The 21,561-nt window shown below is 42.6% G+C and carries 16 protein-coding genes and 2 pseudogenes; 11 read left to right on the top strand and 7 right to left on the bottom strand.

Annotated features, from left to right (window positions below; genetic code table 11):
- Positions 1-4: 4 nt before the first annotated feature.
- The 5 genes from secF to V7K35_RS03825 all read right to left on the bottom strand — a co-directional run bounded on the left by secF (position 5) and on the right by V7K35_RS03825 (position 5,769).
- Positions 5-982: a protein translocase subunit SecF gene (gene secF / locus V7K35_RS03845; RefSeq protein WP_334798207.1), complete on the bottom strand. Its 978-nt coding sequence runs from the start codon at positions 980-982 to the stop codon at positions 5-7.
- Positions 979-2,397, bottom strand: coding sequence for a protein translocase subunit SecD (gene secD / locus V7K35_RS03840; protein ID WP_335076724.1), 1,419 nt, complete (start codon positions 2,395-2,397; stop codon positions 979-981). The genes secF and secD overlap by 4 nt, the downstream gene beginning before the upstream one ends.
- A 148-nt stretch (positions 2,398-2,545) precedes the next feature.
- Positions 2,546-3,529 (bottom strand): alpha-ketoacid dehydrogenase subunit beta, encoded by a 984-nt coding sequence (locus V7K35_RS03835; RefSeq protein ID WP_334798206.1) that lies wholly within the window; start codon positions 3,527-3,529, stop codon positions 2,546-2,548.
- Between the two features lie 559 nt (positions 3,530-4,088).
- A complete protein-coding gene (gene hemB / locus V7K35_RS03830) occupies positions 4,089-5,069 on the bottom strand; it encodes a porphobilinogen synthase (protein ID WP_335076532.1) in 981 nt (326 codons plus the stop codon).
- A gap of 340 nt (positions 5,070-5,409) precedes the next feature.
- Positions 5,410-5,769 (bottom strand): DUF4870 domain-containing protein, encoded by a 360-nt coding sequence (locus V7K35_RS03825; RefSeq protein WP_334795349.1) that lies wholly within the window; start codon positions 5,767-5,769, stop codon positions 5,410-5,412.
- A 124-nt stretch (positions 5,770-5,893) separates the two neighbouring features.
- Here V7K35_RS03825 and prfC point away from each other — a divergent pair, with 124 nt between their 5' ends.
- The 10 genes from prfC (at position 5,894) to V7K35_RS03775 (ending at position 18,980) form a co-directional block, all read left to right on the top strand.
- Entirely contained in the window at positions 5,894-7,522 is a 1,629-nt protein-coding gene (gene prfC, locus V7K35_RS03820; RefSeq protein ID WP_334795350.1) for a peptide chain release factor 3, read from the top strand.
- Positions 7,523-8,027: 505 nt separating this feature from the next.
- The gene (locus tag V7K35_RS03815; protein ID WP_335076530.1) at positions 8,028-10,289 is read left to right on the top strand and encodes a M48 family metalloprotease; all 2,262 of its coding nucleotides are present in this window, start codon (positions 8,028-8,030) and stop codon (positions 10,287-10,289) included.
- A 657-nt stretch (positions 10,290-10,946) separates the two neighbouring features.
- Positions 10,947-11,462 (top strand): RNA recognition motif domain-containing protein, encoded by a 516-nt coding sequence (locus tag V7K35_RS03810; RefSeq protein ID WP_298918886.1) that lies wholly within the window; start codon positions 10,947-10,949, stop codon positions 11,460-11,462.
- Between the two features lie 471 nt (positions 11,463-11,933).
- Positions 11,934-12,368, top strand: coding sequence for a SufE family protein (locus tag V7K35_RS03805; RefSeq protein WP_334795353.1), 435 nt, complete (start codon positions 11,934-11,936; stop codon positions 12,366-12,368).
- Between the two features lie 210 nt (positions 12,369-12,578).
- Entirely contained in the window at positions 12,579-13,493 is a 915-nt protein-coding gene (locus V7K35_RS03800; RefSeq protein WP_335076528.1) for an alpha/beta fold hydrolase, read from the top strand.
- 87 nt (positions 13,494-13,580) lie between these two features.
- A complete protein-coding gene (locus V7K35_RS03795; RefSeq protein WP_335076526.1) occupies positions 13,581-14,402 on the top strand; it encodes a class I SAM-dependent methyltransferase in 822 nt (273 codons plus the stop codon).
- A gap of 277 nt (positions 14,403-14,679) precedes the next feature.
- The gene (locus V7K35_RS03790; RefSeq protein WP_335076524.1) at positions 14,680-15,651 is read left to right on the top strand and encodes a CobW family GTP-binding protein; all 972 of its coding nucleotides are present in this window, start codon (positions 14,680-14,682) and stop codon (positions 15,649-15,651) included.
- Positions 15,652-15,759: 108 nt separating this feature from the next.
- Complete coding sequence (locus V7K35_RS03785) at positions 15,760-16,818, top strand: WD40 repeat domain-containing protein (protein ID WP_335076522.1); 1,059 nt, start codon at positions 15,760-15,762, stop codon at positions 16,816-16,818.
- A 78-nt stretch (positions 16,819-16,896) separates the two neighbouring features.
- The gene (locus tag V7K35_RS03780; protein WP_335076520.1) at positions 16,897-17,169 is read left to right on the top strand and encodes a hypothetical protein; all 273 of its coding nucleotides are present in this window, start codon (positions 16,897-16,899) and stop codon (positions 17,167-17,169) included.
- Between the two features lie 206 nt (positions 17,170-17,375).
- Positions 17,376-18,980, top strand: coding sequence for an NAD(P)H-quinone oxidoreductase subunit N (locus tag V7K35_RS03775; RefSeq protein ID WP_335076518.1), 1,605 nt, complete (start codon positions 17,376-17,378; stop codon positions 18,978-18,980).
- A gap of 149 nt (positions 18,981-19,129) precedes the next feature.
- Here V7K35_RS03775 and V7K35_RS03770 read toward each other — a convergent pair whose 3' ends face one another.
- Positions 19,130-20,074, bottom strand: coding sequence for a glycosyltransferase family 2 protein (locus tag V7K35_RS03770; protein ID WP_334959439.1), 945 nt, complete (start codon positions 20,072-20,074; stop codon positions 19,130-19,132).
- Between the two features lie 72 nt (positions 20,075-20,146).
- Between V7K35_RS03770 and V7K35_RS03765 the strand changes: the two are divergent.
- Positions 20,147-20,803, top strand: a pseudogene (locus tag V7K35_RS03765) (IS1 family transposase).
- A 376-nt stretch (positions 20,804-21,179) separates the two neighbouring features.
- Here the strand turns inward: V7K35_RS03765 and V7K35_RS03760 are convergent.
- Positions 21,180-21,340 (bottom strand): annotated as a pseudogene (locus V7K35_RS03760) (transposase); the annotation flags it as partial.
- Between the last annotated feature and the right edge of the window lie 221 nt (positions 21,341-21,561).

Here is a 21,561-nt window from a genome sequence, read left to right as displayed (position 1 = left end):
AAGTTTAACTATCCTGAGAACTGGCAGATGTATCAATTGGCTCTGCGTTCTCCACCAGCTGGTATTGACTCCTGCGCTCTCGCCACCAAGCGAGGAGAGAACCGGCAATGAAAATACTTGAATATGCACCCATTGTGAATCCAATAATTAAGGCAAGGGCGAAGTTTCTCAGGGTTTCGCCGCCAAATAGGAATAGGGAAAACAATGTTAGCAAAACGGTGAACGTGGTATTAATTGATCGCGTTAAAGTTTGATTGATTGCATCATCAACAACTTTGTCAATGTGATCGTTAGGATGTAGATTTAGTATTTCCCGGATGCGATCGTAGATGACCACGGTATCTGTCACCGAGAAACCAGTAATAGTCAAAATAGCAACGACGAAAAGGCTATCAACTTCAATACCTGCTACTAATCCCAAGATGGAGAAAGCACCCAGCGTAATCAAAACATCATGGAACAAGGCAATAATTGCGATTACGGCATAGTCCACCTGGAACCGCACACTCAAATAAATAACGATCCCAGCAAAGGAGACAACCAGAGCTAATAACCCTTGGGTAAATAACTGACGGCCAAGTGTTGGGCCAACAGTATCAATTTGAGTGGCTTTGGGGTTAAAGGCTCCAATTTTTTCACTCAAAGCTGTTTGCAACTGGGTGCGTTGCTCGACATCTAATGTCTTTGTGCGAATGGATATTCCCTGTTGATTTTTACCAACAACTTGGATGCTACTATTATTCAGCTTCTCGGCGTCAACTACTTCTCTGACATCAGAGATATTAATCGGTTGAGTACATTTGTCTGGTTGTGTACAATCGCGTTCAAATTGTAGTCGCGTACCACCAACAAAATCTAAACTGGGACGTAGCGGTGCCCCTAGTTGTTGCCAAGAAATCAGCATCGCCACGATGCTAATGATCATCAGGATGGCAGAAATTGCCCACCAAAGTCTCCGCTGTTTTACGACACTAAATTTCATGAACCTACCTCCGCACCAGACTTAATTGACGTTGAGAGATTGGGACAAAATAACTCTGGCTTACGCAACTTGGGAAATCCCAATGTTAAGAACAGCAGTGTGCGACTACAAGTAATGGCAGTAAACAAATTCACCCCTAACCCTAGCGCCAATGTCAAAGCAAAGCCTTTTACTAAACCTGCTCCTAACCAAAACAGGGCTGCACAAGAAATTAATGATGTGACATGACTATCTAAAATGCTAGACCAAGCTCGGTAGAATCCTGACTCTACAGAACGATATAAAGTTTTACCAGCACGTAGTTCTTCACGAGTGCGCTCAAAAATCAATACGTTAGCATCAACTGCCATGCCGATACTGAGGATAAACCCAGCAATACCGGGGAGAGTTAATGTAATGCCTAGCAAAGCGAAGGTGGTATAGGTCAATAGCGCATAGATAATCAAAGAAAAGTCGGCAATTAACCCTGGTAGTCGGTAGTAAACTAACATGAAAATCAATACTAACAGCAATCCGCCAATACCAGCGTAAATACTGCGTTGAATACTATCTTTACCTAATGTTGCTCCGACGGTACGGTTTTCAACTATTTCTACTGGTACGGGTAATGCCCCACCGCGTAGTTGCACGCCTAAATCATTGGCTTGTTGTGCGGTAAAACGTCCTGTAATTACAGCAGAGCCACCACTAATACCTGCGGCGGCAAATTCTATACCCACGGTAGGAGCGCTGATCAGTTCATTGTCTAGAAAAACACCAATACTACGCCCAGTACCGGCAAGATTTTTCGTCAAATTGGCAAACAGTTCACCACCCTTTTGGTCGAAGCGAATGCCAACATGCCAGTTGTTACCTTGAGTAGGTTCACCATAGGCATCCTTGAGGTATTTGCCAATTAGCGGTGGATTAGTGCTTTCAAACAATTGGGCGATCGCTTGATTATTTTTTTGTAAATCTTCTTGATTCTTAGCAATTGCTGCTTTGTCAGTACTCTTTCTTAATTCTTCTTGCTTGACTTTCAATTCGGATCTAGATGCTTGGAAAGCAAACAGTTGGGTTTCTGTATTCGGCTTTTGGCTACGAAATTCTAACTGCGCCGTCCCCCCTAGCACCCGTTCGGCTTGCTCTGGATCGTTGACCCCTGGCAATTGTACCAATATTTTATCTGAACTGACTGTTTGGATGACTGGCTCAGAAACACCCAGACCATTAATCCGACCTTCGACAACTTTCTTCACACCTTCCAATTCTCGTTCGGTGATTTTGGGAATTTCCGGTGATGGTTTCACCTGAATTGTTAGCTGTGAGCCTCCGCGCAAGTCCAGTCCAAGGGGTATCGGAATTGTGGCAATCACCGTAATCGCGGCGATTATCAGGACTAAAATTAAAATTAATAGCGATCGCTGTCTTTGCATACCATAACTCGCATCTGACAAACGCTATAATAGCGTTCTTTTGTAGAGTTAGGGCATTGGGCATTGGGCATTGGGGATCGGGGATTGGGCATTGGGTATTGGAAAACTTTTCCCCAGTCCCCAGTCCCCAGTCCCCAGTCCCCAGTCCCTAAACTCGCAACGCCACCATTTTTTCCACAGCTTCTACTATTTGCTCTGGTTGGATGATTGTTAGTCGTTCCAGATTGCCGTTGTAAGGTGTGGGGATATCTTGGGAAGAAAGTCGTAGTACTGGCGCATCCAATTCATCAAATAAGCGATCGTTTATTGAAGCGATGACTTCTGCTCCAATACCCGCAGTTCGCATCGATTCTTCCACAACAATGACTTTATGGGTTTTACGTATTGATGCACCAATGGTATCAAAATCTAATGGTTTGAGGGATATTAAATCGATAACTTCTGGATCGTATCCTTGTTTCTCAAGAGTTTTTACGGCTTGCAGCACATGATGGCGCATCCGCGAGTAAGTAATAATTGTTACGTCTTTCCCTTGACGCACAATTTCTGCTTTATCTAAGGGGAGTAGGTATTCTTCTTCTGGTAAATCTTCTTTCAGGTTGTAAAGCAGAACGTGTTCAAAGAACAACACAGGGTTATCATCGCGGATAGCAGATTTTAGTAGTCCTTTGGCGTTTCTCGGTGTGGAGCAGGCAACAATCTTCAACCCTGGCACAGCTTGGAAGTAAGTTTCTAATCGCTGGGAATGTTCTGCTCCTAGCTGTCTTCCCACACCTCCAGGGCCACGAATTACCATCGGAATTTTAAAGTTACCGCCAGAAGTATAGCGCAGCATCCCAGCATTATTGGATATTTGGTTGAAGGCGAGTAGTAAAAAGCCCATATTCATACCTTCGATTATGGGACGCAACCCAGTCATCGCTGCTCCCACTGCCATACCAGTAAAGCTGTTTTCAGCAATAGGCGTGTCTAGAATGCGGAGTTCGCCATATTTTTGGTACAGGTCTTTGGTAACTTTATAGGAACCGCCGTAGTGTCCGACATCTTCACCGAGAACAAATACGCTGGAGTCACGCGCCATTTCTTCATCAATGGCTTCCCGTAAGGCGTTGAAGAATAGTGTTTCTGCCATTTAGACCTTTTAGCATGATTATGGTTTTAGAATTTTATCGTGCTGCTGTCGCAAATACGGTGAGCGATCGCACTAGTTAGAGATTGGTTTTTTAAACGAGCTGCCCCAAGCATAGAGCGAGTAATTGCCATAACTATATCAAAGCTATTTAATTTAGATTTTAGAGGTTTTATGAGCGATCGCCTTATCCTCTGGGAAATGCGGCTGATTTTTTTATGTAATAACACGTAAAAAAATCTATAAAATGTATTAATAAAATTTCATTTGAAAGATACCAACTTAACTGAAGTTACACCAGAGACAAAAATTTGTTGTAGCAATAATTTAAATATGCCTGCTGTAGAACAATTGAAAACAACGCTTGCGATCGCTGTCCCCATAACACCCACTCGAAAGCTTTTTGACGATATACTCTCCAAAGTTGCGTAGGCTAGCAAAAACCGCAAGCATCGCAATAGCCATAAACAAAAAATCTCACACCCAGACACCAAAACACAACTTTGCATCTTTACGCCTCTGTGTGAGATTTCCCTCTAAATTAGTATTCAATATGCCTAGCCTACTTTAACCATCGCGCCGCATCTTTGGCATGATAAGTCAAAATCAAATCTGCACCAGCCCGTTTAAATCCAGTTAAAGTTTCCATAACCACCCGCTCTTCATCAATCCAACCATTGAGAGCCGCAGCTTTCACCATCGCATACTCACCAGAAACATTGTAAGCCGCAACTGGTAAGTTACTCGCTTCCTTCACCCGCCAGATAATGTCCATGTATGCCAAAGCTGGCTTAACCATGAGCATATCAGCACCTTCAGCGATATCCAATTCAATCTCTTTAATTGCTTCACGCGCGTTACCTGGGTCCATTTGATAAGTTCTTCTGTCCCCAAATTGCGGTGTCGAGTCTGCTGCATCCCGAAACGGGCCATAATAACCCGAAGCATACTTAGCAGCATAAGACAAAATCGGCGTATCTTGAAATCCGGCTTCATCCAAACCCTGACGAATTGCCTGCACAAAGCCATCCATCATTCCAGAAGGCGCAATGATATCGGCACCAGCTTTCGCTTGAGAGACTGCTGTTTTTTTCAACAATTCCAGAGTTGGATCATTTAAAACTCGTCCTGTTAAATCACCAGTTTGTAAATAACCACAATGACCGTGACTGGTGTACTCACACAAACAAGTATCAGCAATTACAATCAAATCTGGCACTGCTGCTTTTACTGCCGTCGCTGCTTTTTGGACAATACCACAATCATGCCAAGCGCCAGTGGCATCCACATCTTTATCAGCTGGAATACCAAATAGAATAATCGAAGGAATTCCTAAGTCGTAAACTTCTTTTGCTTCTTCGACAATTTTATCTACCGAAAGTTGGTAGACTCCGGGCATCGATTTCACCTCATTAGCGATTCCCTCACCTGGTACAGCAAATAGTGGGTAAATTAAATCGCTTGTTGTCAAAACAGTTTCACGAACCATCCGGCGCAGTTGGGGATGGGTACGCAGACGACGGGGGCGATGTATAGGAAACATAAAATTTTATGATGAAAAACAACGCAAATGGACACAAAATAAAGCGTCACAAAAGCAGGCTAAAACTTTCCTGCCGTCAGACAGACTACAAACAGTGCTTAACTGTCCTTTGCCCTACTCTTAATCAAACTGTAGGGCAATTTTGTATTTTACAGCTTGCTTGCATTTATCCGACGGACTAGAAAAAAAACAACATAGTAAGCAATTCACGCATTCACGCATTCAAAATGGTAATACCCTCTGTTGGTAAAAATCTTGGCGATCGCGTTTGTGCAAACTCAAGCCACAACAGCTTAATGGAAAATAACTCACAATTACCAATGCCCAATATTAATTTCTGCTAAATAAATCGGAAAATGTAGGGATAACGGAAGGGTATATCAGGATTGCTGAAAACTCCGACGAGCGCCCAAATTGTTAATCCCCAATGCAATAGATATCCCAGACCGGCTAGTGGCCCCAGCAATAATAGAGGTAACACTAACCAACCGAATAGAAAAAACAGCGCTCCCAGAATTCCTCCATAAAGCCAGACATTAAAATGGAAATTGATGGATTCTTTGGCGTTTTCTTTAACAACAGGATCATCAGATACGAGCAGTATGGCAATAGGTATACCTACAGATATCACCGTTGTGCTGAAAAAAATCGCTCCATGAGACAAGGCAGATAGAAGCTTTCGCTTGTCTGTGTCGTACATTCCTTTCTCCTATTTAGTTAGCTTGTTGATTATATTACGACCCTATCACGAGCATCGTTGTCTTAAGATTAAAAGACTTGCCAGAGTCGAAAAAAATTAAGTTAAGTTACAAACAAATACAATTATGTCAATTGAACTTCAGTCTGAACTTCTTCAAGCGGTTGAACTTCGCCGCAACTTTGCGATTATATCTCACCCGGATGCAGGTAAAACTACACTAACAGAAAAGCTACTCCTGTACGGAGGTGCAATTCACGAAGCTGGCGCGGTCAAAGCGCGACGGGCACAGCGTAAGGCGACCTCTGACTGGATGGCGATGGAACAACAACGGGGTATTTCCATTACCTCCACAGTGTTGCAATTTGAATACCAGAATTGTCAAATAAATTTATTAGACACCCCTGGACACCAAGACTTCAGTGAAGATACTTATCGCACCCTCGCCGCTGCCGATAATGCAGTGATGCTGATTGATGCAGCAAAAGGTTTGGAACCCCAAACCCGCAAATTGTTTGAAGTTTGTAAGTTGCGGGGTATCCCGATCTTTACATTTGTCAACAAGCTCGATCGCCCAGGAAGGGAACCTCTAGAACTGTTGGATGAAATTGAGCAAGAACTGGGATTGCAAACCTATGCGGTAAACTGGCCAATTGGTATGGGCGATCGCTTTAAAGGTGTTTTTGACCGACACATGCAACAAATTCACCTGTTTGAACGCAGCGCCCACGGCAGCCGAGAAGCCCTTGATACAATAGTGGAATTAGGTGATCCGAGAATAGAAGAGCAGCTAGAACAAGACCTCTACTACCAACTGAAAAATGATTTAGAACTGTTAGAAGGTGTTGGCCCAGAGCTAGATTTGCAGTTGGTACACCAAGGCAAAATGACGCCAGTGTTCTTTGGTAGCGCCATGACTAACTTCGGGGTAGAATTATTCCTCAAGTACTTCCTCGACTATGCCCTCAAACCCGGTTCTCACTACAGCAGTGTTGGCGAAGTTCTCCCTACATACCCGGAGTTTTCGGGATTTGTCTTCAAACTACAAGCGAATATGGACCCGAAGCACCGCGATCGCGTCGCATTTATCCGGGTATGCACTGGTAAGTTTGAAAAAGATATGATGGTGAATCACGCCCGCATTGGTAAACTCATCCGTCTGTCTCGCCCGCAAAAACTTTTTGCCCAAGAGCGGGAATCGATTGATGTGGCTTATCCTGGCGATGTGATCGGTTTGAACAATCCCGGTGTTTTTGCGATCGGGGATACAATTTACACGGGACAAAAGCTCGAATATGAGGGGATTCCGTATTTCTCGCCGGAACTGTTTGCGACTCTCAGGAATCCCAACCCCTCGAAGTCTAAACAATTCCAAAAAGGCGTTGCGGAATTGCGAGAAGAAGGTGCTGTGCAGATTATGTATTCAACTGATGAAGCCAAGCGCGATCCAATTTTGGCGGCGGTGGGTCAGTTGCAATTCGAGGTGGTACAGTTTCGCTTACAAAACGAGTATGGTGTAGAAACCTTACTAGAGGTATTGCCCTACAGTGTCGCCCGTTGGGTTGAGGGTGGTTGGGAAGCATTAGAAAAAGTGGGACGGATATTCAATACCACTACAGTTAAAGACAGTATGGGACGCCCAGTGTTGCTATTCCGCAATGAATGGAATTGCCAACAGTTATTGGGCGACCATCCAGAGTTAAAATTAAGCGCGATTGCCCCAGTATTTTCTAGTCAACAACCAGTGGAGGAATGAAGAAGAATACAGAATTCAGAATCCAGAATTCAGAATTAGTCTTACATAGGACTTACGCACACTCTACGAATTCTCGGCGCTCTTGGCGTCTTGGCGGTTCGATAAATTAAGCTTTTTGGTAATTTTTGCGTAAGTCCTATTACAGAAGACCCAACTGAATTCTCATGACTGATGCCTTTATTCAATCTTGATCATTCACTTGACTACGAATTTTAGATTTTAGATTTTAGATTTTTTGGTTCATATCTCGATGCCACTTGCTTTATGCCGGGGAACCCGTCCACCGCAGTGGCTCCCCCTAGTGGGCGGAACAAATCCAAAATCCTCAATTTAAAATCCTCAAGCCTTGTAACCTTGTGGTCGGGGTTAATCCAAAATCCAAAATCCAAAATCCAAAATTGGTTGACAAGCAAAACTTGGGCGCGGTTGAGTTCCACGGCATCCGAGGTTCGCGCTTTTGCACAAACGTGGATCACCTAGAAGAGATTGGAGTGCCAGAATTTGTATGCCTTCACATGCCAAATCGTCTTTGGAGGCTGGTTTAGTTGCCCTCAAGCAAGGAAATTACCAAACAGCGATCGCTCAACTAGAACCTATTGCTAGCAGCCAAAATCATGCTACTGCTAGCTTACAAGCCCAGGTTGGTTTAGTGATGGCTTATGCTCGCTGTGGCGAAGTTTCCAAAGCGATCGCTATTTCCCAGAATCTCATTGAGAGTAACAATCCGCAAGTTCAAGAGTGGGCAACACGCGCTCTCGAACACCTGACAAAACGTAAAAAACCTGATCAAGAATCAAAAAATGTCGAAACTGGATTTGTTGCCTTTGAGAATTCAACCCCAGATTCTCCTCCAGTTACTCCCCCGGTAACTTTTACATTAGAGGAAAAGCCAGAAGATCAAGTAATCGAAGCCAAGAGCGACGATACCCCCCCGATGGTGCCACTAGGTAGACTCAAAGCTACAGTAGCGACACCACTACCTCCACCAACTGCACCCCTAAACGGTTTCATGGGTTCCGTTACCCGCACCCAAGCCAAATTATTCGGCGTTATTTATTGGCGGCAAGCTCAACGCGCCAGAGCATGGCAACCTCTACGTAAACCGAAATTAATTCCCTTGCGGTTGCTAGCAGCAGGAACATTCATCGCCCTATTTTGGGTGATGCGAGAAATCCTCAAGTTAGCACTGGGATTCATCAACCTGACTTTAGTCAAACTGCCCTATGTGGAGCCTGTACAACTTTTATACCGTGACCCTACCCAATTGTTGCTAGTAGTATTGGTGATTTTGATCGCAGTATCACCTTGGTTGCTGGATCTGCTACTGGCGAACTTGTATGGTCAACGAGAATTTTCCAAGGATGTATTGAATGCCCATAGCCGCGAAGCCGTTCGGGTGCTACAACGTTGTTGCCAACAGCGGCACTGGCCCTTACCCAAACTGCGGATTTTACCAATGGCTGCACCAATTATCCTCACATACGGTAGTTTACCACGTAATGCCAGGATTGTTGTGAGTCAAGGGCTATTAGAGCAACTGGCAGATGATGAAATTGCCACTATCTACGCCACGCAGCTAGGGCATATTGCTCACTGGGATTTTGCTGTGATGTCTTTGTTGCTGCTGGTGACACTACCAACTCATAAGCTATATCAGCAAATGTCGCAGTGGGGAGACAAAATATCAGGGATTTGGCGCTGGCCGATGACAATTCTGGCTAGTCTGATTTATGGAGTTTGGTGTTTGCTGACTGGAACTGCATTGTGGTTGTCGCGGTTGCGGCTCTATTATAGCGATCGCGTCGCCGCTGAAATTACTGGTAATCCCAATGCCCTGATTCGCGCTTTACTCAAAATTGCCATTGGAATTGCAGCTGATATTGAAAAACAAGAACACACCAGTTGGCAACTAGAAAGCTTAAATCTCTTGACACCAGTAAGTCACCAACAAAGCCTGTCTTTAGGCACTATTGCCAGCAATCTATCTTTTGAATCCTTTTTGAAGTGGGATACTGCCAATCCCTATCGCCAATGGTTTACAATTAACAATAGCCATCCGCTGATGGGCGATCGCATCGAACGCCTCTGCAAAATAGCCCGTCACTGGCATCTAGACACCGAACTACATTTTCCTAGTGAACCATCAAAGGTTAAGCGTCAGTCTTTCTTATTACAAATCGCTCCCTGGTTAGGAATTCCTCTAGGGGTTGTGTTTGCAGCTTTGGTCTGGCTAACGTGGCAACTAGCATTCGCACTCAAGTTTTTAAATCTAAAGTGGATATATGAAGATTGGTCTTTCATTACAGGCTGCCTTCTAATTGGCTTTAGCATCGGTACGGTGATGCGGATTAATTCTTTTTTCCCCGATATTAAACCTGCCACTGTGCAAACTGACTGCCTACCTAACCTCTTAGCTGACCCTTGTGCCCTACCGATTGACAGTATCAGCGTGCGGATTGTGGGTAAACTATTAGGTCGTCAAGGCACCAGCAACTCCCTAGCGCAAGATTTAATCCTCCAATCCAGTGCAGGTTTAGTGAAGTTACACCACGTTTCTTGGCTAGGACAGTCAGTCAATCACCAGGATCTGATCGGTCGGCAAATTATCGTCACAGGTTGGTTCCGACGAGGAGCAACACCTTGGATCGATATCCAAACCCTGGAAACTCAAAGTGGTAAGACCATTCATAGCCCTCATCCCATTTGGTCTATTTTTTTGGCTGTTGCAGCACAGGCTTGGGGCGCATACGTTTTTCTCAGTGGTTAGTCAATGGTCAGATTTCTCAGTGGTTAGTCAATGGTCAGAAGAAAATAAACAACTGACGAAGGACAAACCGAAATGTAAACAAAAATTGCAGGTTTTCCGAAAAAGTGTTACATTTATTTACACAAACAATAGCAACCGACATAACTCAGCATTACAGCTTAGTTATGTCGGTTGCTTTTTCCCCACTCTATACCTTTTTATCCTCCCAACACAGCAGGAAATTAACCAGCCACTGGCTGGTTTTTGTTTCAAAATATTCTCCCTTGAATAAAAAAATGGGTTTTATGTTATGTTACGATGCAATAATACTAACGTCGCAAAAGTATGCGCTAAACTAGCTACGTAGAAAATACCGTGGTAATGTAAGGGATGGTATTTGATTCTGCAAAAAAGGCATGGAAGAAAGCGTGTACTTTAGCAGGCACTAGGCTATTAAATTTACAATTCTTAGAATTAAGGTGTTATTAGCTCACAATAGTTTGAGCCTTTGGATTAAACAAGCTTGATCCCGACGAAAAACTGTATTGTATAGGTTGACAGTTTCGAGCAAAAAAATTGGTTGATGGCAGTCTTTGTCAATAGCATCTATTTAAAAGCCAAAGCCAAGTGATTGTTTTCTCGCCTTGCCATGTTCATTTAACTCTGGAGGTATAGTTCATGCCCGTTCGCCTATATATAGGTAATTTGCCTAAAGAAGAAATAGATCGTCAAGATCTGCAAGCAGTTTTTGCAGCAGAAGGTGATGCTGTAACTACTAAATTAATTAAAGACCGCAAAACTGGCAAATGCCGTGGTTTCGGTTTTCTTACCGTCAACAACGACGAGCAAGCTGACGAAATCATCGAAAAGTATAATGGTCAGATGTTCAAAGACACTCCCATTAAGTTAGAGAAGGCATTACCTCGGACAAAGGGTGAGGAGGGCGAGGAGCAAGCTCCTAAAGCAGTTACTCTTCCTACTACGAGTACCCCCATTCCTAGCGTTAATAGAGAAGGTAGAGAAGGTAGCCGTCGTGAGAAAGGTTCTAAGAAGCCTCGTCGTGGCGGCGGTGGCGGAGCTTCTCGTGAAAGTACCACCACAACTACAGATTCAGACGCTATTCGTCCAGATCCTCGTTGGGCTTCAGAATTAGAAAAGCTGAAGCAGATGCTAGCTGCACAAACTACAAATTAATCCCTAAGGGAGAGAAATTAAAAATTAAAAATCAGAATTTTTTTTGATTTTTAATTTTTAATTATTGATTATTACCTAGCTGCTTAGTTAAAAGCTACTTGCAGCTAATTTTGTAAGCATGTAGTTTACCGCCGTAGGCATCGCATAGTAAAATCAAACGACACATAAATTTCACTTATTTCTCATACTTACGTAATAGCAATAAGTCTATACTGATACAACAGTAACTTCTATAGAGTTACTGTCAAAACCTGCTTATAAAAAAATTAAGTTTTTGTGATTAAGTGCATTCAAAAACCTGACCGAAGTGAATGCGATCGCAGTAATTATCTGGATTTTACGAGTTATAGTCAGTAATAGCTAGCTTCACACTGCCAAGTGAACGGTCAGCGCGTAGGCGCAGCCCGTCGTAGGCATCGCTCGAAAGATAATTTACACTCAAAGTGATACCGATCATTTGCAGCTTCTGTTATGTCCTCAACTCTAGATTCTTTGCCACCTGCGCTCGCTAAAATTGTCCAGCGCTTTCAACGCGCTTCCGAACCGAAGCGACGCTATGAACAGTTAATCTGGTATGCTCAGAAGCTCAATGAGTTTCCAGAAGCTGAAAAATTACCCGAAAATAAAGTTCCTGGTTGCGTGTCTCAAGTTTATATCATAGCAGCTTTGAATGATGGGAAAGTTGTGTTTCAGGGCGATTCCGATTCCCAGTTAACCAAAGGATTAGTAGGGCTTCTGGTTGAAGGATTGGATGGACTAACGCCAAGTGAGATTGTCCAACTTACTCCAGATTTTATTCAAGAAACAGGTTTAAATGTTAGCCTGACACCTTCCCGTGCTAATGGGTTTTACAACATTTTTAAAACCATGCAAAAAAAAGCATTGGAATCTAAAATTGGTCATTAATCATTAGTAGACCTCTTGCATAAGTCCAATAGACCCCCCTTAATCCGCCCGATATATTGGAGGGAAACTTGAAATATTGCCCCCTCCCCAACACATACGGGGAGGGGTGATTCAAGGATTTTTGCAAGAGGTCAAGTCATTAGTCATTGGTCATTAGCAAAGGACAAATGACTAATGACAAATAAGGTACAACTACCAAAATTTAGTCTAATGTCAACAAATTTATTATCTACCTCTGCTGCTATTGGCTTTGGTGGAGTAGTTCAAGAATATCTCTGGAATTGGGAAAATCAGCAATTGCGCGTTGTTTATGAAACCCTCGGTAAAGGTTCACCGCTCTTGCTACTACCATCTTTCAGCACTGTTTCGACGCGCTTGGAAATGGGCGAACTAGCCAGGTTACTAGCTCCCAATTTTCAAGTTGTAGCCGTAGACTGGCCTGGATTTGGACAATCTTCTCGCCCTAGTTTGAATTACCGACCGGAAATATATCAGCAATTTCTAGAAGATTTTGTCAAAGCTGTTTTTAATAATCCCATTACTGTGGTGGCGGCTGGTCATGCTGCTAGTTACGTTTTACAATTAGCTGTGAAACAGCCTGCTACTTTCTCAAAAATTTTATTGTTAGCTCCTACCTGGCGTGGGCCTTTGCCGACAATGGGGGCAAGTCAGCAAATAGCTGGTATGGTGAGAGGATTGGTGCGATCGCCTATACTTGGTCAAGCTCTCTACAAACTCAACACTACTCAATCTTTCTTAAGTTTTATGTACCGCCGTCATGTGTTTACTGACGCGGCGAAAATTACACCCAGTTTCATTGAGAAGAAATGGCACACGACTCAACAACCAGGAGCGCGATTTGCATCTGCTGCCTTTGTAACTGGTAATCTTGATGCTGTACACGAACAATCTGATTTTTTGGAACTTGTACAGTCTTTAACCGTACCTCTCATGGTAGTAATTGGAGAATCCAGTCCCCCTAAATCACGAGAAGAAATGAACGCTTTGGCAGCCTTACCAAAAGTAAGAAGCGTTGTCATTCCTGGTTCTCTGGGACTACATGAAGAATACCCAACAGTTGTTTTAGAAGCAGTTCAAGATTTTTTGTTATCCCCAGAAAATTAAATCTTCACACCAAGACGCAAAGAATCATTTTGCACCTTGGTGCGAGATTAAGATTTAAGATTAGTTCAAGCTACTGCAAGTAAGTTTTTGCAAGCAAAAAAAAATGCTAAACCTGCTATAAAAAGAGTATTAATTAAATCCGGTAAGAAGATAATGAAACAGTGGTATGAAGAATTATTTGATAATTATGCAGATAATTATGATCAGGAAGGGTATACCTCTGGAACCTTGGGTGAAGTTGATTTTATTGAAAAAGAACTTGATTATGATAAAAATAAGTTAATCCTTGATGTTGGCTGTGGAACCGGAAGACATTCACTAGAGTTGGCCAGGCGTGGTTACAGTGTTACAGGGATCGATTTATCAGAATCTATGCTCAAAAAAGCTATAAAAACTGCTGCTGAAGAAAAACTAAAAATTGATTTTATCAAAAAAGATGCCCGAAATTTTTATTTTGAAACACAATTTTATCTTTCAATTATGCTTTGTGAGGGAGCTTTTCCTTTAATGGAAACAGATGAAATGAATTTTGGTATTTTAAAAAATATTTATGCGTCCTTAAAATCTCCAGGTAAACTGATATTGACTACCTATAATGGTTTATTTCCTCTGTTTCATTCTGTTAAGAATTTTCTTAACTCCAATCCTGGTGAAACCAAAAGCCTAGAAAGCTCTTTTGATTTGATGACTTTCCGCGATCATTCCGTTTATGAAACAATTGATGATTCGGGTAGTAAAAGAGTTTTGAAATGTAATGAAAGATATTATACTCCCCCGGAAATTAAGTGGCTGCTTAAATCGATTGGTTTTACCAAAACAGAAATTTTTGGCTGCCATTTAGGGGCTTTCAGCCGTAATAATAAACTAACCCCTGAAGATTACGAAATGCTTGTTATTGCAGAAAAGTAACCCGAATAAAACAATGAAAATCGCTAATAGATAGACTATATCAAAGCCAAGAACAGTTCAGGTCTCAGCGGCTTATATTCAATATTTCTACCAAGCTACGCCAACTTGTGAATATTTATTACTTATTAGAGATGCATAAAAATAAAATGTTTTTAGATTAAATTATGTGATGATTTTGCTGACACCCAAAATAACAGCAAGTTAGCACAAAAATCTAAAAAGATTTATGATATGTGATAATGATTATCCACAAGGTGAGACAAGGGGAATTTCGAGTATGGTGGCTGACGTAATCAACAATTCAGTTCCCGTTACTGTTCTTACAGGCTATTTGGGAGCAGGTAAAACGACTCTACTCAATCACATCCTCACCTATGAACATGGCAAAAAAGTTGCTGTGATTGTCAATGAATTTGGGGAAGTGGGTATTGATAATCAATTGATTATCGATGCAGATGAAGAAATATTTGAAATGAACAATGGTTGTATCTGTTGTACAGTGCGCGGCGATTTAATTCGGATCATTGGCAATTTGATGAAGCGCCGCGATAAATTTGACCATTTAGTAATTGAAACAACTGGATTAGCCGATCCAGCACCAGTGATTCAGACATTTTTTGTGGATGAAGATTTGCAAACCCAACTGTCTTTAGATGCAGTGGTAACAGTCGTAGATGCCAAGCATATCTCGCAGCACTGGGATGCAGACGAAGCACAAGAACAGATTGCTTTTGCCGATGTAATTTTACTTAATAAAACAGATTTGGTAGCGCCAGAAGAGTTGGACGAATTAGAAAAACGGATTCGGGCGATGAATGCGATCGCAAAAATCTACCGTACCCAAAATTCTGAACTAGGAATGGATGCTTTATTAGGTGTAAAAGCCTTTGATTTAGACCGAGCACTAGAAATTGATCCAGATTTCTTAGGTGAAGATGCTCATGTACACGATGAAACTGTTTTTTCTGTGGCTTTAGTAGAAGCAGGCGCAGTTGATGGAGAAAAATTAAACGCTTGGATTTCCGAGTTACTGCGTACCCAAGGCCCAGATATCTTTCGGATGAAAGGCATTTTAAATATTGCTGGAGAAGATAATCGATTTGTATTTCAAGGAGTGCATATGATATTTGATGGAAAACCCGATCGCCCCTGGAAACCAAGCGAAACCCCTAAAAACGAACTAGTCTTCATCGGCCGCAACCTTGATGCAGCCCAACTTAAGCAAGATTTTCTCGCCTGTCTAGTTTAAATAGGGATTGGGGATTGGGTACTGGGGATTGGGAAGAATCCAGTCAGTCTCTAGTCCCTAGCCATTACTCCCCAGTCCCTAGTCACCAGTACCCAGTACCCAATAAATATGAACTCCACAACCAAATCTAAGGAATTTGAACAACACTATTCGGGGACACTTTCAGATTATGTAACTGCGATCGCTTGGTCGCCACAAGGTAAAACTTTAGCAGCAACTTCCGCCGCTGGGGAAGTAGTTCTGTGGAATGATGGCGAACTCACAAGTTTACAAACTGGTAACGGTAAATCGGTAGACTGTCTTGCCTTTTCGCCAGATGGAAAATTTTTAGCTGTTAGTGGACAAGATGGACAGGTTAAAATTTGGCGCGACACTGAATTAATCGCCACCTTGGAAAATGCTCCTGCATGGGTTGACAAGCTAGCTTGGAATTACACCAGTAACCAACTGGCTTTTAGTTTAGGGCGTTACGTTCAAGTCTGGGATGCAGATACTGATGAAATTGTCGTGACGCTGAATTTCGACAACTCTTCAGTATTGGGTATAGATTGGCGCATTGACGGACAATACTTAGCCATTAGTGGTTATAAGGGAGTCAAGATTTGGTATAGTCAAAACTGGGATGAAGAACCATACAGCCTGGATACGACTAGTGTTAGTCTAGCGATGGCTTGGTCGCCCGATGGCAAATTCCTGGCTTCTGGCAACATGGATCGTAGTGTCACCGTTTTGGAATGGAACAACCCTGACCCTTGGGTGATGCGTGGCTTCCCTGGTAAAATTCGCCAATTGGCATGGTCAGAAGCTACAACCAAAGTGGGTGCGCCGATATTGGCATCTTCTAGCGTTGAAGGTATTGTGGTGTGGGAAAAGCAAGAGGATGATAATTTAGGTTGGGAAGCGCGAGTCTTAACAAATCATGTGGATGTGATCAATGCGATCGCCTTTGCACCCAAAAGCTTCCTTCTCGCTTCTGCTGCTGCTGACGGCTGGTTGTGTTTGTGGAACCAAGCCAAGGAAGTATCCCAAATTATTACAGGTGTCTCAGGAGGCTTTTCTAGCCTGGCTTGGCATCCCCAAGGCAAGTTACTGGCCGCAGGTGGTGAGAAGGGCGAATTAGTTGTTTGGTCAAAGGTTTTGCGGGGTAAAGGATTTGGGCGTAGTTAAGCAATACTCACTACTTCAAGTTGAACCCCGGTAATTTATTAGTTATCCTGTATCAGCAAAAGTATCTTTGTGAGAATTATGAAAATAGTCAAACTGATTTTACTTGCCTGTCCTGCCCTTATGGCATTCATGCTGCTGGTAGTCAATCCAGCATACGCATCCAGCCTGAAATCTGTATATGCTACACAAATTATTACGGTAGCATCTACACTACAAATTCCTGATTTAGCGCCACCAAAGCTGACTCAAACATCCAATCCGATTATTGATCAACTTGGTTGCAATTGTGCAAACTGTGTTCAAGCTAAATTTCAGTCGCTACAAGGCAAACTGCCATCTGTCGATTTTTAATAGAGTTAGGAGTTCTGAATACTGTAGGGGCACAGCAATGCTGTGCCCTGATTAATTTTAATCAGCTTTTTATGCGTGGCGTAGGCAATCGCCATCTGCATCCAAGCTGTTAAGCTCTTGTTAAAAGAGCTAGTCCGGGGATTAGAAAACTTGCTAGAGTGAACAGAGTTAGCCTTAATGTCTAATCCCCAAAACCTATACATCTCATGGATTTTGCTAATATTGCATCCCAGCTAAACGCTGGAACGATTTTACCAGAGGGGATTGTTATTCTCACCCTCTTGGGGGTTTTGATTGTTGATTTGATTTTGGGGCGTACATCCGCACGCTGGATTGGATATCTAGCGATCGCAGGTTTGCTGACTTCGATCATCGCCCTATACTTCCAATGGGATGCGCCAAATCCCATCTCCTTTACTGGTGCTTTCATTGGTGATGACCTCAGTATCGTCTTTCGCGGCATCATTGCTTTGTCTGCCGCTACCACTATACTGATGTCAATCAGTTACATTGAACAGAGTGGCGCTGCTTTAGCAGAATTCATCGCTATTTTGTTGAGCGCTACTCTAGGAGGGATGTTTTTATCCGGGGCTAGTGAGTTGGTGATGATTTTCATCTCCCTAGAAACCCTGAGTATCTCCTCTTATTTATTGACAGGTTATACTAAGCGTGACCCTCGCTCCAATGAAGCGGCGCTGAAATACTTGTTAATAGGAGCTTCCAGTACGGCAATATTTTTGTATGGCGTATCACTGCTGTATGGATTATCTGGAGGACAAACGGAACTGAGTGCGATCGCTAATGGTATTGCCACAGCTAAAGCCGGTCAATCTTTAGCTTTAGTGATTGCCCTGGTTTTTGCGATCGCAGGTATTGGCTTCAAAATCTCTGCTGCACCCTTCCACCAGTGGACACCAGACGTTTACGAAGGCGCTCCCACTCCAGTAATCGCCTTTTTATCAGTTGGTTCCAAAGCAGCTGGGTTTGCCTTAGCTATCCGCTTATTGACAACAGCCTTCCCCCTTGTTGCTGACGAGTGGAGGTTTGTCTTCACTGCTCTGGCCGTTCTCAGCATGATCTTGGGTAACGTAGTTGCCCTAGCTCAAACAAGCATGAAACGGATGCTAGCTTATTCATCCATTGCCCAAGCTGGGTTTGTGATGATTGGCTTGATTGCTAGTACACAAGCAGGGTATGCCAGTATGATATTTTACCTACTGGTTTACCTGTTCATGAACCTATGCGGCTTTACCTGCATCATTCTGTTCTCACTACGGACAGGAACCGACCAGATTGCCGAATACTCTGGTTTATACCAAAAAGACCCACTCCTAACATTGGGGTTGAGTATCGCCCTGCTTTCCTTGGGTGGTATTCCACCATTGGCTGGGTTTTTCGGCAAGATTTACTTATTCTGGGCTGGTTGGCAAGCAGGACTTTATTGGTTAGTCTTACTAGGCTTAGTTACCAGCGTCGTCTCCATCTACTACTACATTCGCGTAGTTAAGATGATGGTAGTCAAAGAACCCCATGAAATGTCCGACGCGGTGAAGAATTATCCACAAGTGCGTTGGGATTTGCCTGGGCTAAGACCTTTGCAAGTCGGGTTGGTGGTAACTTTAATTGCCACTACCATAGCAGGAATTTTGTCCAATCCACTGTTTACATTGGCTAACAATTCCATCTCCCATACCCCAATATTGCAAGCAACAATCAACAGTAATCTGAAAGCACAAAATCTACTGCTTTTACCAAAGTTAGATTCGGTTAGTCAGTCTCAACCCTCAGTTGATTCTACTACTAAGATTTAACCGAGTCTCACTCAATAGAACTTTGTACTACAGGACACGCCTGTTTGCTAATTAGCAGACAGGCGTTTGTTATATCTTTTAACTTAATATTGAGAAAAGCTTGAAACGAGCAATTTTCGTTAATTCATATTCCTGGAGTAGAAAAACACCTAAGTTGTTTTCTTGGCTAAAATAGAGCGAACTTGCTGCCGTAACTGCTGAGGGAATAGCCACATAGTTAAGTACAAGTATATGTCAATCGGTCGGAGCTTGCCCCATCGTATAGCTTCCCCCAACAAAGGAAAAAAGGCTTTCCAATCACCTACAAAGGAGGCAGAGGGAGCGATAATTGTTGCAATGAAGCCTGAATAAGCCTTTGGTGTTACTAAATTGCGGTTGTAACGAATCCAATCCAAGGAATATTGCCAGTCCTTGATGTTGCTTAAGCGCTTGATTCCCATTTCTGAATGCCAGATTGACATAGGCTCAGGTACAAACTCTATTCCTACACCTTCGATAGCACTAACCCGAAGCAACCACTCCCAATCCTCATGTCTGTAAAATTTTTCTTCTAGAGGCATTTTTTGCATTAACTCTTTTTTCACGAAAAGAGTTGAGGTTTGTATGCAGCCCTCTCCTTTAAAAAATGAGTTACGCGCAAAAAGATATTCACTTAAATGTTCTGAGAGGTTAGGTAGCCTTCTCGGACAAATAAACTTACCTTTATGAGTATGAGAAATGAAACGACTGGCGACAACTGGAAAATCATAATGGGAATTATTTGCTACTTCAAGTTGACGCTCCAATTTTTCTGGAAGCCATTCATCATCGTCATCTAAAAAGGCTATCCAAGTGCCTTTAGCCTCTCTCACACCAGTATTTCTAGCCCCTGATGGTCCAACATTTTTTGGTAGTTCTATTACTCTCAATCTTGGATCAGCTATCTGAGATAGTCCATTGACTGTTTCCTGATCGGGACCATCTATGATCACAATCACTTCAATTGATTCCAGCGTTTGAGTTAATGCAGTCATGACACTCTTTGCAACAATTTGTGGTCTATTGCGTGTAGGAATCACAACGCTGACTATTATTTGGTTAGTTTCATTTACCATTGCTAATTTTTTGGGTAGTGATTAAGATGTAATGATAGATAGAGTAGAGGTGATTGCTATTACTCTTTACCCATGCCTGTCTGCCCAAACTGTGCTTCTTGTAAAACGCTTAAAAATGGTCGCATCCACAACCGGAAACAACGATTCAAGTGTCGTGAATGCGGACGGCAATTCGTTGAGCATTCGCCAAAGAAAGTGATTGACTTGGGGACACGAGAATTGATTGACCAACTGCTGCTCTCACGCATCTCACTTGCAAGAATCGCTCGTGCCACGCAGGTTTCTGAGCCAGGGCAGAAAACTACGTGAATGAGAAATATGCGTTAATGCCCCGAAGCGTACAAGTGGCATCCAAAAAAAAAGGGGGGTTTAATGATTTAATACGATGAATTGCGGTCATTTGTGGACAATTTGAGTAACAAGCAATGGGTTTAGTTAGCGCTTAATGCAGACACGCGCGAAATTATTGGTATTTTGGCGCGAGACCAAGCCTCTGCCCATCAGTTATGGAATACCTTACAATACGGTCTATCGCCAGCGTGCGATCTTACATCGATTTTTGTCCTGTGTATGCGGCAGTGTTACTGAGCAAGCGGCATCGAACAGTGAGAAAAAAGAGCTACATTGGGCCATTTAATAATACAACATTGAGACAATCTGTGTCCCGATTAGTCCGAATAACCCTGTCCAATTCTTACGTCATTAGAGAATCACATTGGTGCCATTTAGTATTTCATTCATTACTACAATACATCATTACTTGTTTAGTACTTCCACAGTCCAAATCCTGATGTGATTCAGATTGTTAGAGGTTGTTTGAAAAGTGTTTTGCTGTAACTTTAGGCACTTTAAGATCCCCTATAACCCCCCCCTTAAAAAGGGGGGAACCGGAATCAAAGTTCCCCTTTTTAAGGGAGATTTAGAGAGAACTAGAACTTTTGATACCAACAAGAGGACTTTTCAAACATCCTCTTATATGGTCGTCTTTTTTACTTATAAAATAAACTTAGCACATTGTCAGACATTCACTAACATCTTAATAAATTAAATATTAATTGACTGAAATGGGTGATTCACACCCGAAAATACCCGAATCGGGAAAGAGCAAGTCATGCCAGGGGATACCTGCTCGGTAACGATATAACACTGCTTCGATAAACAATCGATTGTCTCTAGCGGTAACTCCCAACATCGCCCTCTCACCCAGGTAGCAGGTCTTTGATTCTCTCCCACTGGTCATCACGCAAACGCGTATCGGCGCGTCATCGCTTTTTTGTTGTCTATTCTTCTTTAGCAGTTCTGATTTCCGTTTAAGTAATTGATGACACGCTTTAGCGCTGTTTTATTACTCTTGTTAGAGAATATTATAAGCCTTATTTTTTCCATGCTTGGTTACGAGCAAAGATTTTTTTTGGTTGATAAAACAAGGCTTTGAACAAGATTCAAGGTCAGCATCTTTTTTCTCTTGCCAGAGACATAAAAGAGCG

It is taken from the genome of Nostoc sp. (genome assembly GCF_036917275.1).
GTDB lineage: Bacteria > Cyanobacteriota > Cyanobacteriia > Cyanobacteriales > Nostocaceae > Nostoc.
This window is presented reverse-complemented; position numbering and strand designations above follow the sequence as displayed.

What these genes read in the sequence shown, in the direction of transcription:
- secF (WP_334798207.1), bottom strand. Translation starts at nt 982, where the DNA reads ATGAAATTTAGTGTCGTAAAACAGCGGAGACTTTGGTGGGCAATTTCT.
- secD (WP_335076724.1), bottom strand. Translation starts at nt 2,397, where the DNA reads ATGCAAAGACAGCGATCGCTATTAATTTTAATTTTAGTCCTGATAATC.
- V7K35_RS03835 (WP_334798206.1), bottom strand. Translation starts at nt 3,529, where the DNA reads ATGGCAGAAACACTATTCTTCAACGCCTTACGGGAAGCCATTGATGAA.
- hemB (WP_335076532.1), bottom strand. Translation starts at nt 5,069, where the DNA reads ATGTTTCCTATACATCGCCCCCGTCGTCTGCGTACCCATCCCCAACTG.
- V7K35_RS03825 (WP_334795349.1), bottom strand. Translation starts at nt 5,769, where the DNA reads ATGTACGACACAGACAAGCGAAAGCTTCTATCTGCCTTGTCTCATGGA.
- prfC (WP_334795350.1), top strand. Translation starts at nt 5,894, where the DNA reads ATGTCAATTGAACTTCAGTCTGAACTTCTTCAAGCGGTTGAACTTCGC.
- V7K35_RS03815 (WP_335076530.1), top strand. Translation starts at nt 8,028, where the DNA reads ATGCCTTCACATGCCAAATCGTCTTTGGAGGCTGGTTTAGTTGCCCTC.
- V7K35_RS03810 (WP_298918886.1), top strand. Translation starts at nt 10,947, where the DNA reads ATGCCCGTTCGCCTATATATAGGTAATTTGCCTAAAGAAGAAATAGAT.
- V7K35_RS03805 (WP_334795353.1), top strand. Translation starts at nt 11,934, where the DNA reads ATGTCCTCAACTCTAGATTCTTTGCCACCTGCGCTCGCTAAAATTGTC.
- V7K35_RS03800 (WP_335076528.1), top strand. Translation starts at nt 12,579, where the DNA reads ATGTCAACAAATTTATTATCTACCTCTGCTGCTATTGGCTTTGGTGGA.
- V7K35_RS03790 (WP_335076524.1), top strand. Translation starts at nt 14,680, where the DNA reads ATGGTGGCTGACGTAATCAACAATTCAGTTCCCGTTACTGTTCTTACA.
- V7K35_RS03785 (WP_335076522.1), top strand. Translation starts at nt 15,760, where the DNA reads ATGAACTCCACAACCAAATCTAAGGAATTTGAACAACACTATTCGGGG.
- V7K35_RS03780 (WP_335076520.1), top strand. Translation starts at nt 16,897, where the DNA reads ATGAAAATAGTCAAACTGATTTTACTTGCCTGTCCTGCCCTTATGGCA.
- V7K35_RS03775 (WP_335076518.1), top strand. Translation starts at nt 17,376, where the DNA reads ATGGATTTTGCTAATATTGCATCCCAGCTAAACGCTGGAACGATTTTA.
- V7K35_RS03770 (WP_334959439.1), bottom strand. Translation starts at nt 20,074, where the DNA reads ATGGTAAATGAAACTAACCAAATAATAGTCAGCGTTGTGATTCCTACA.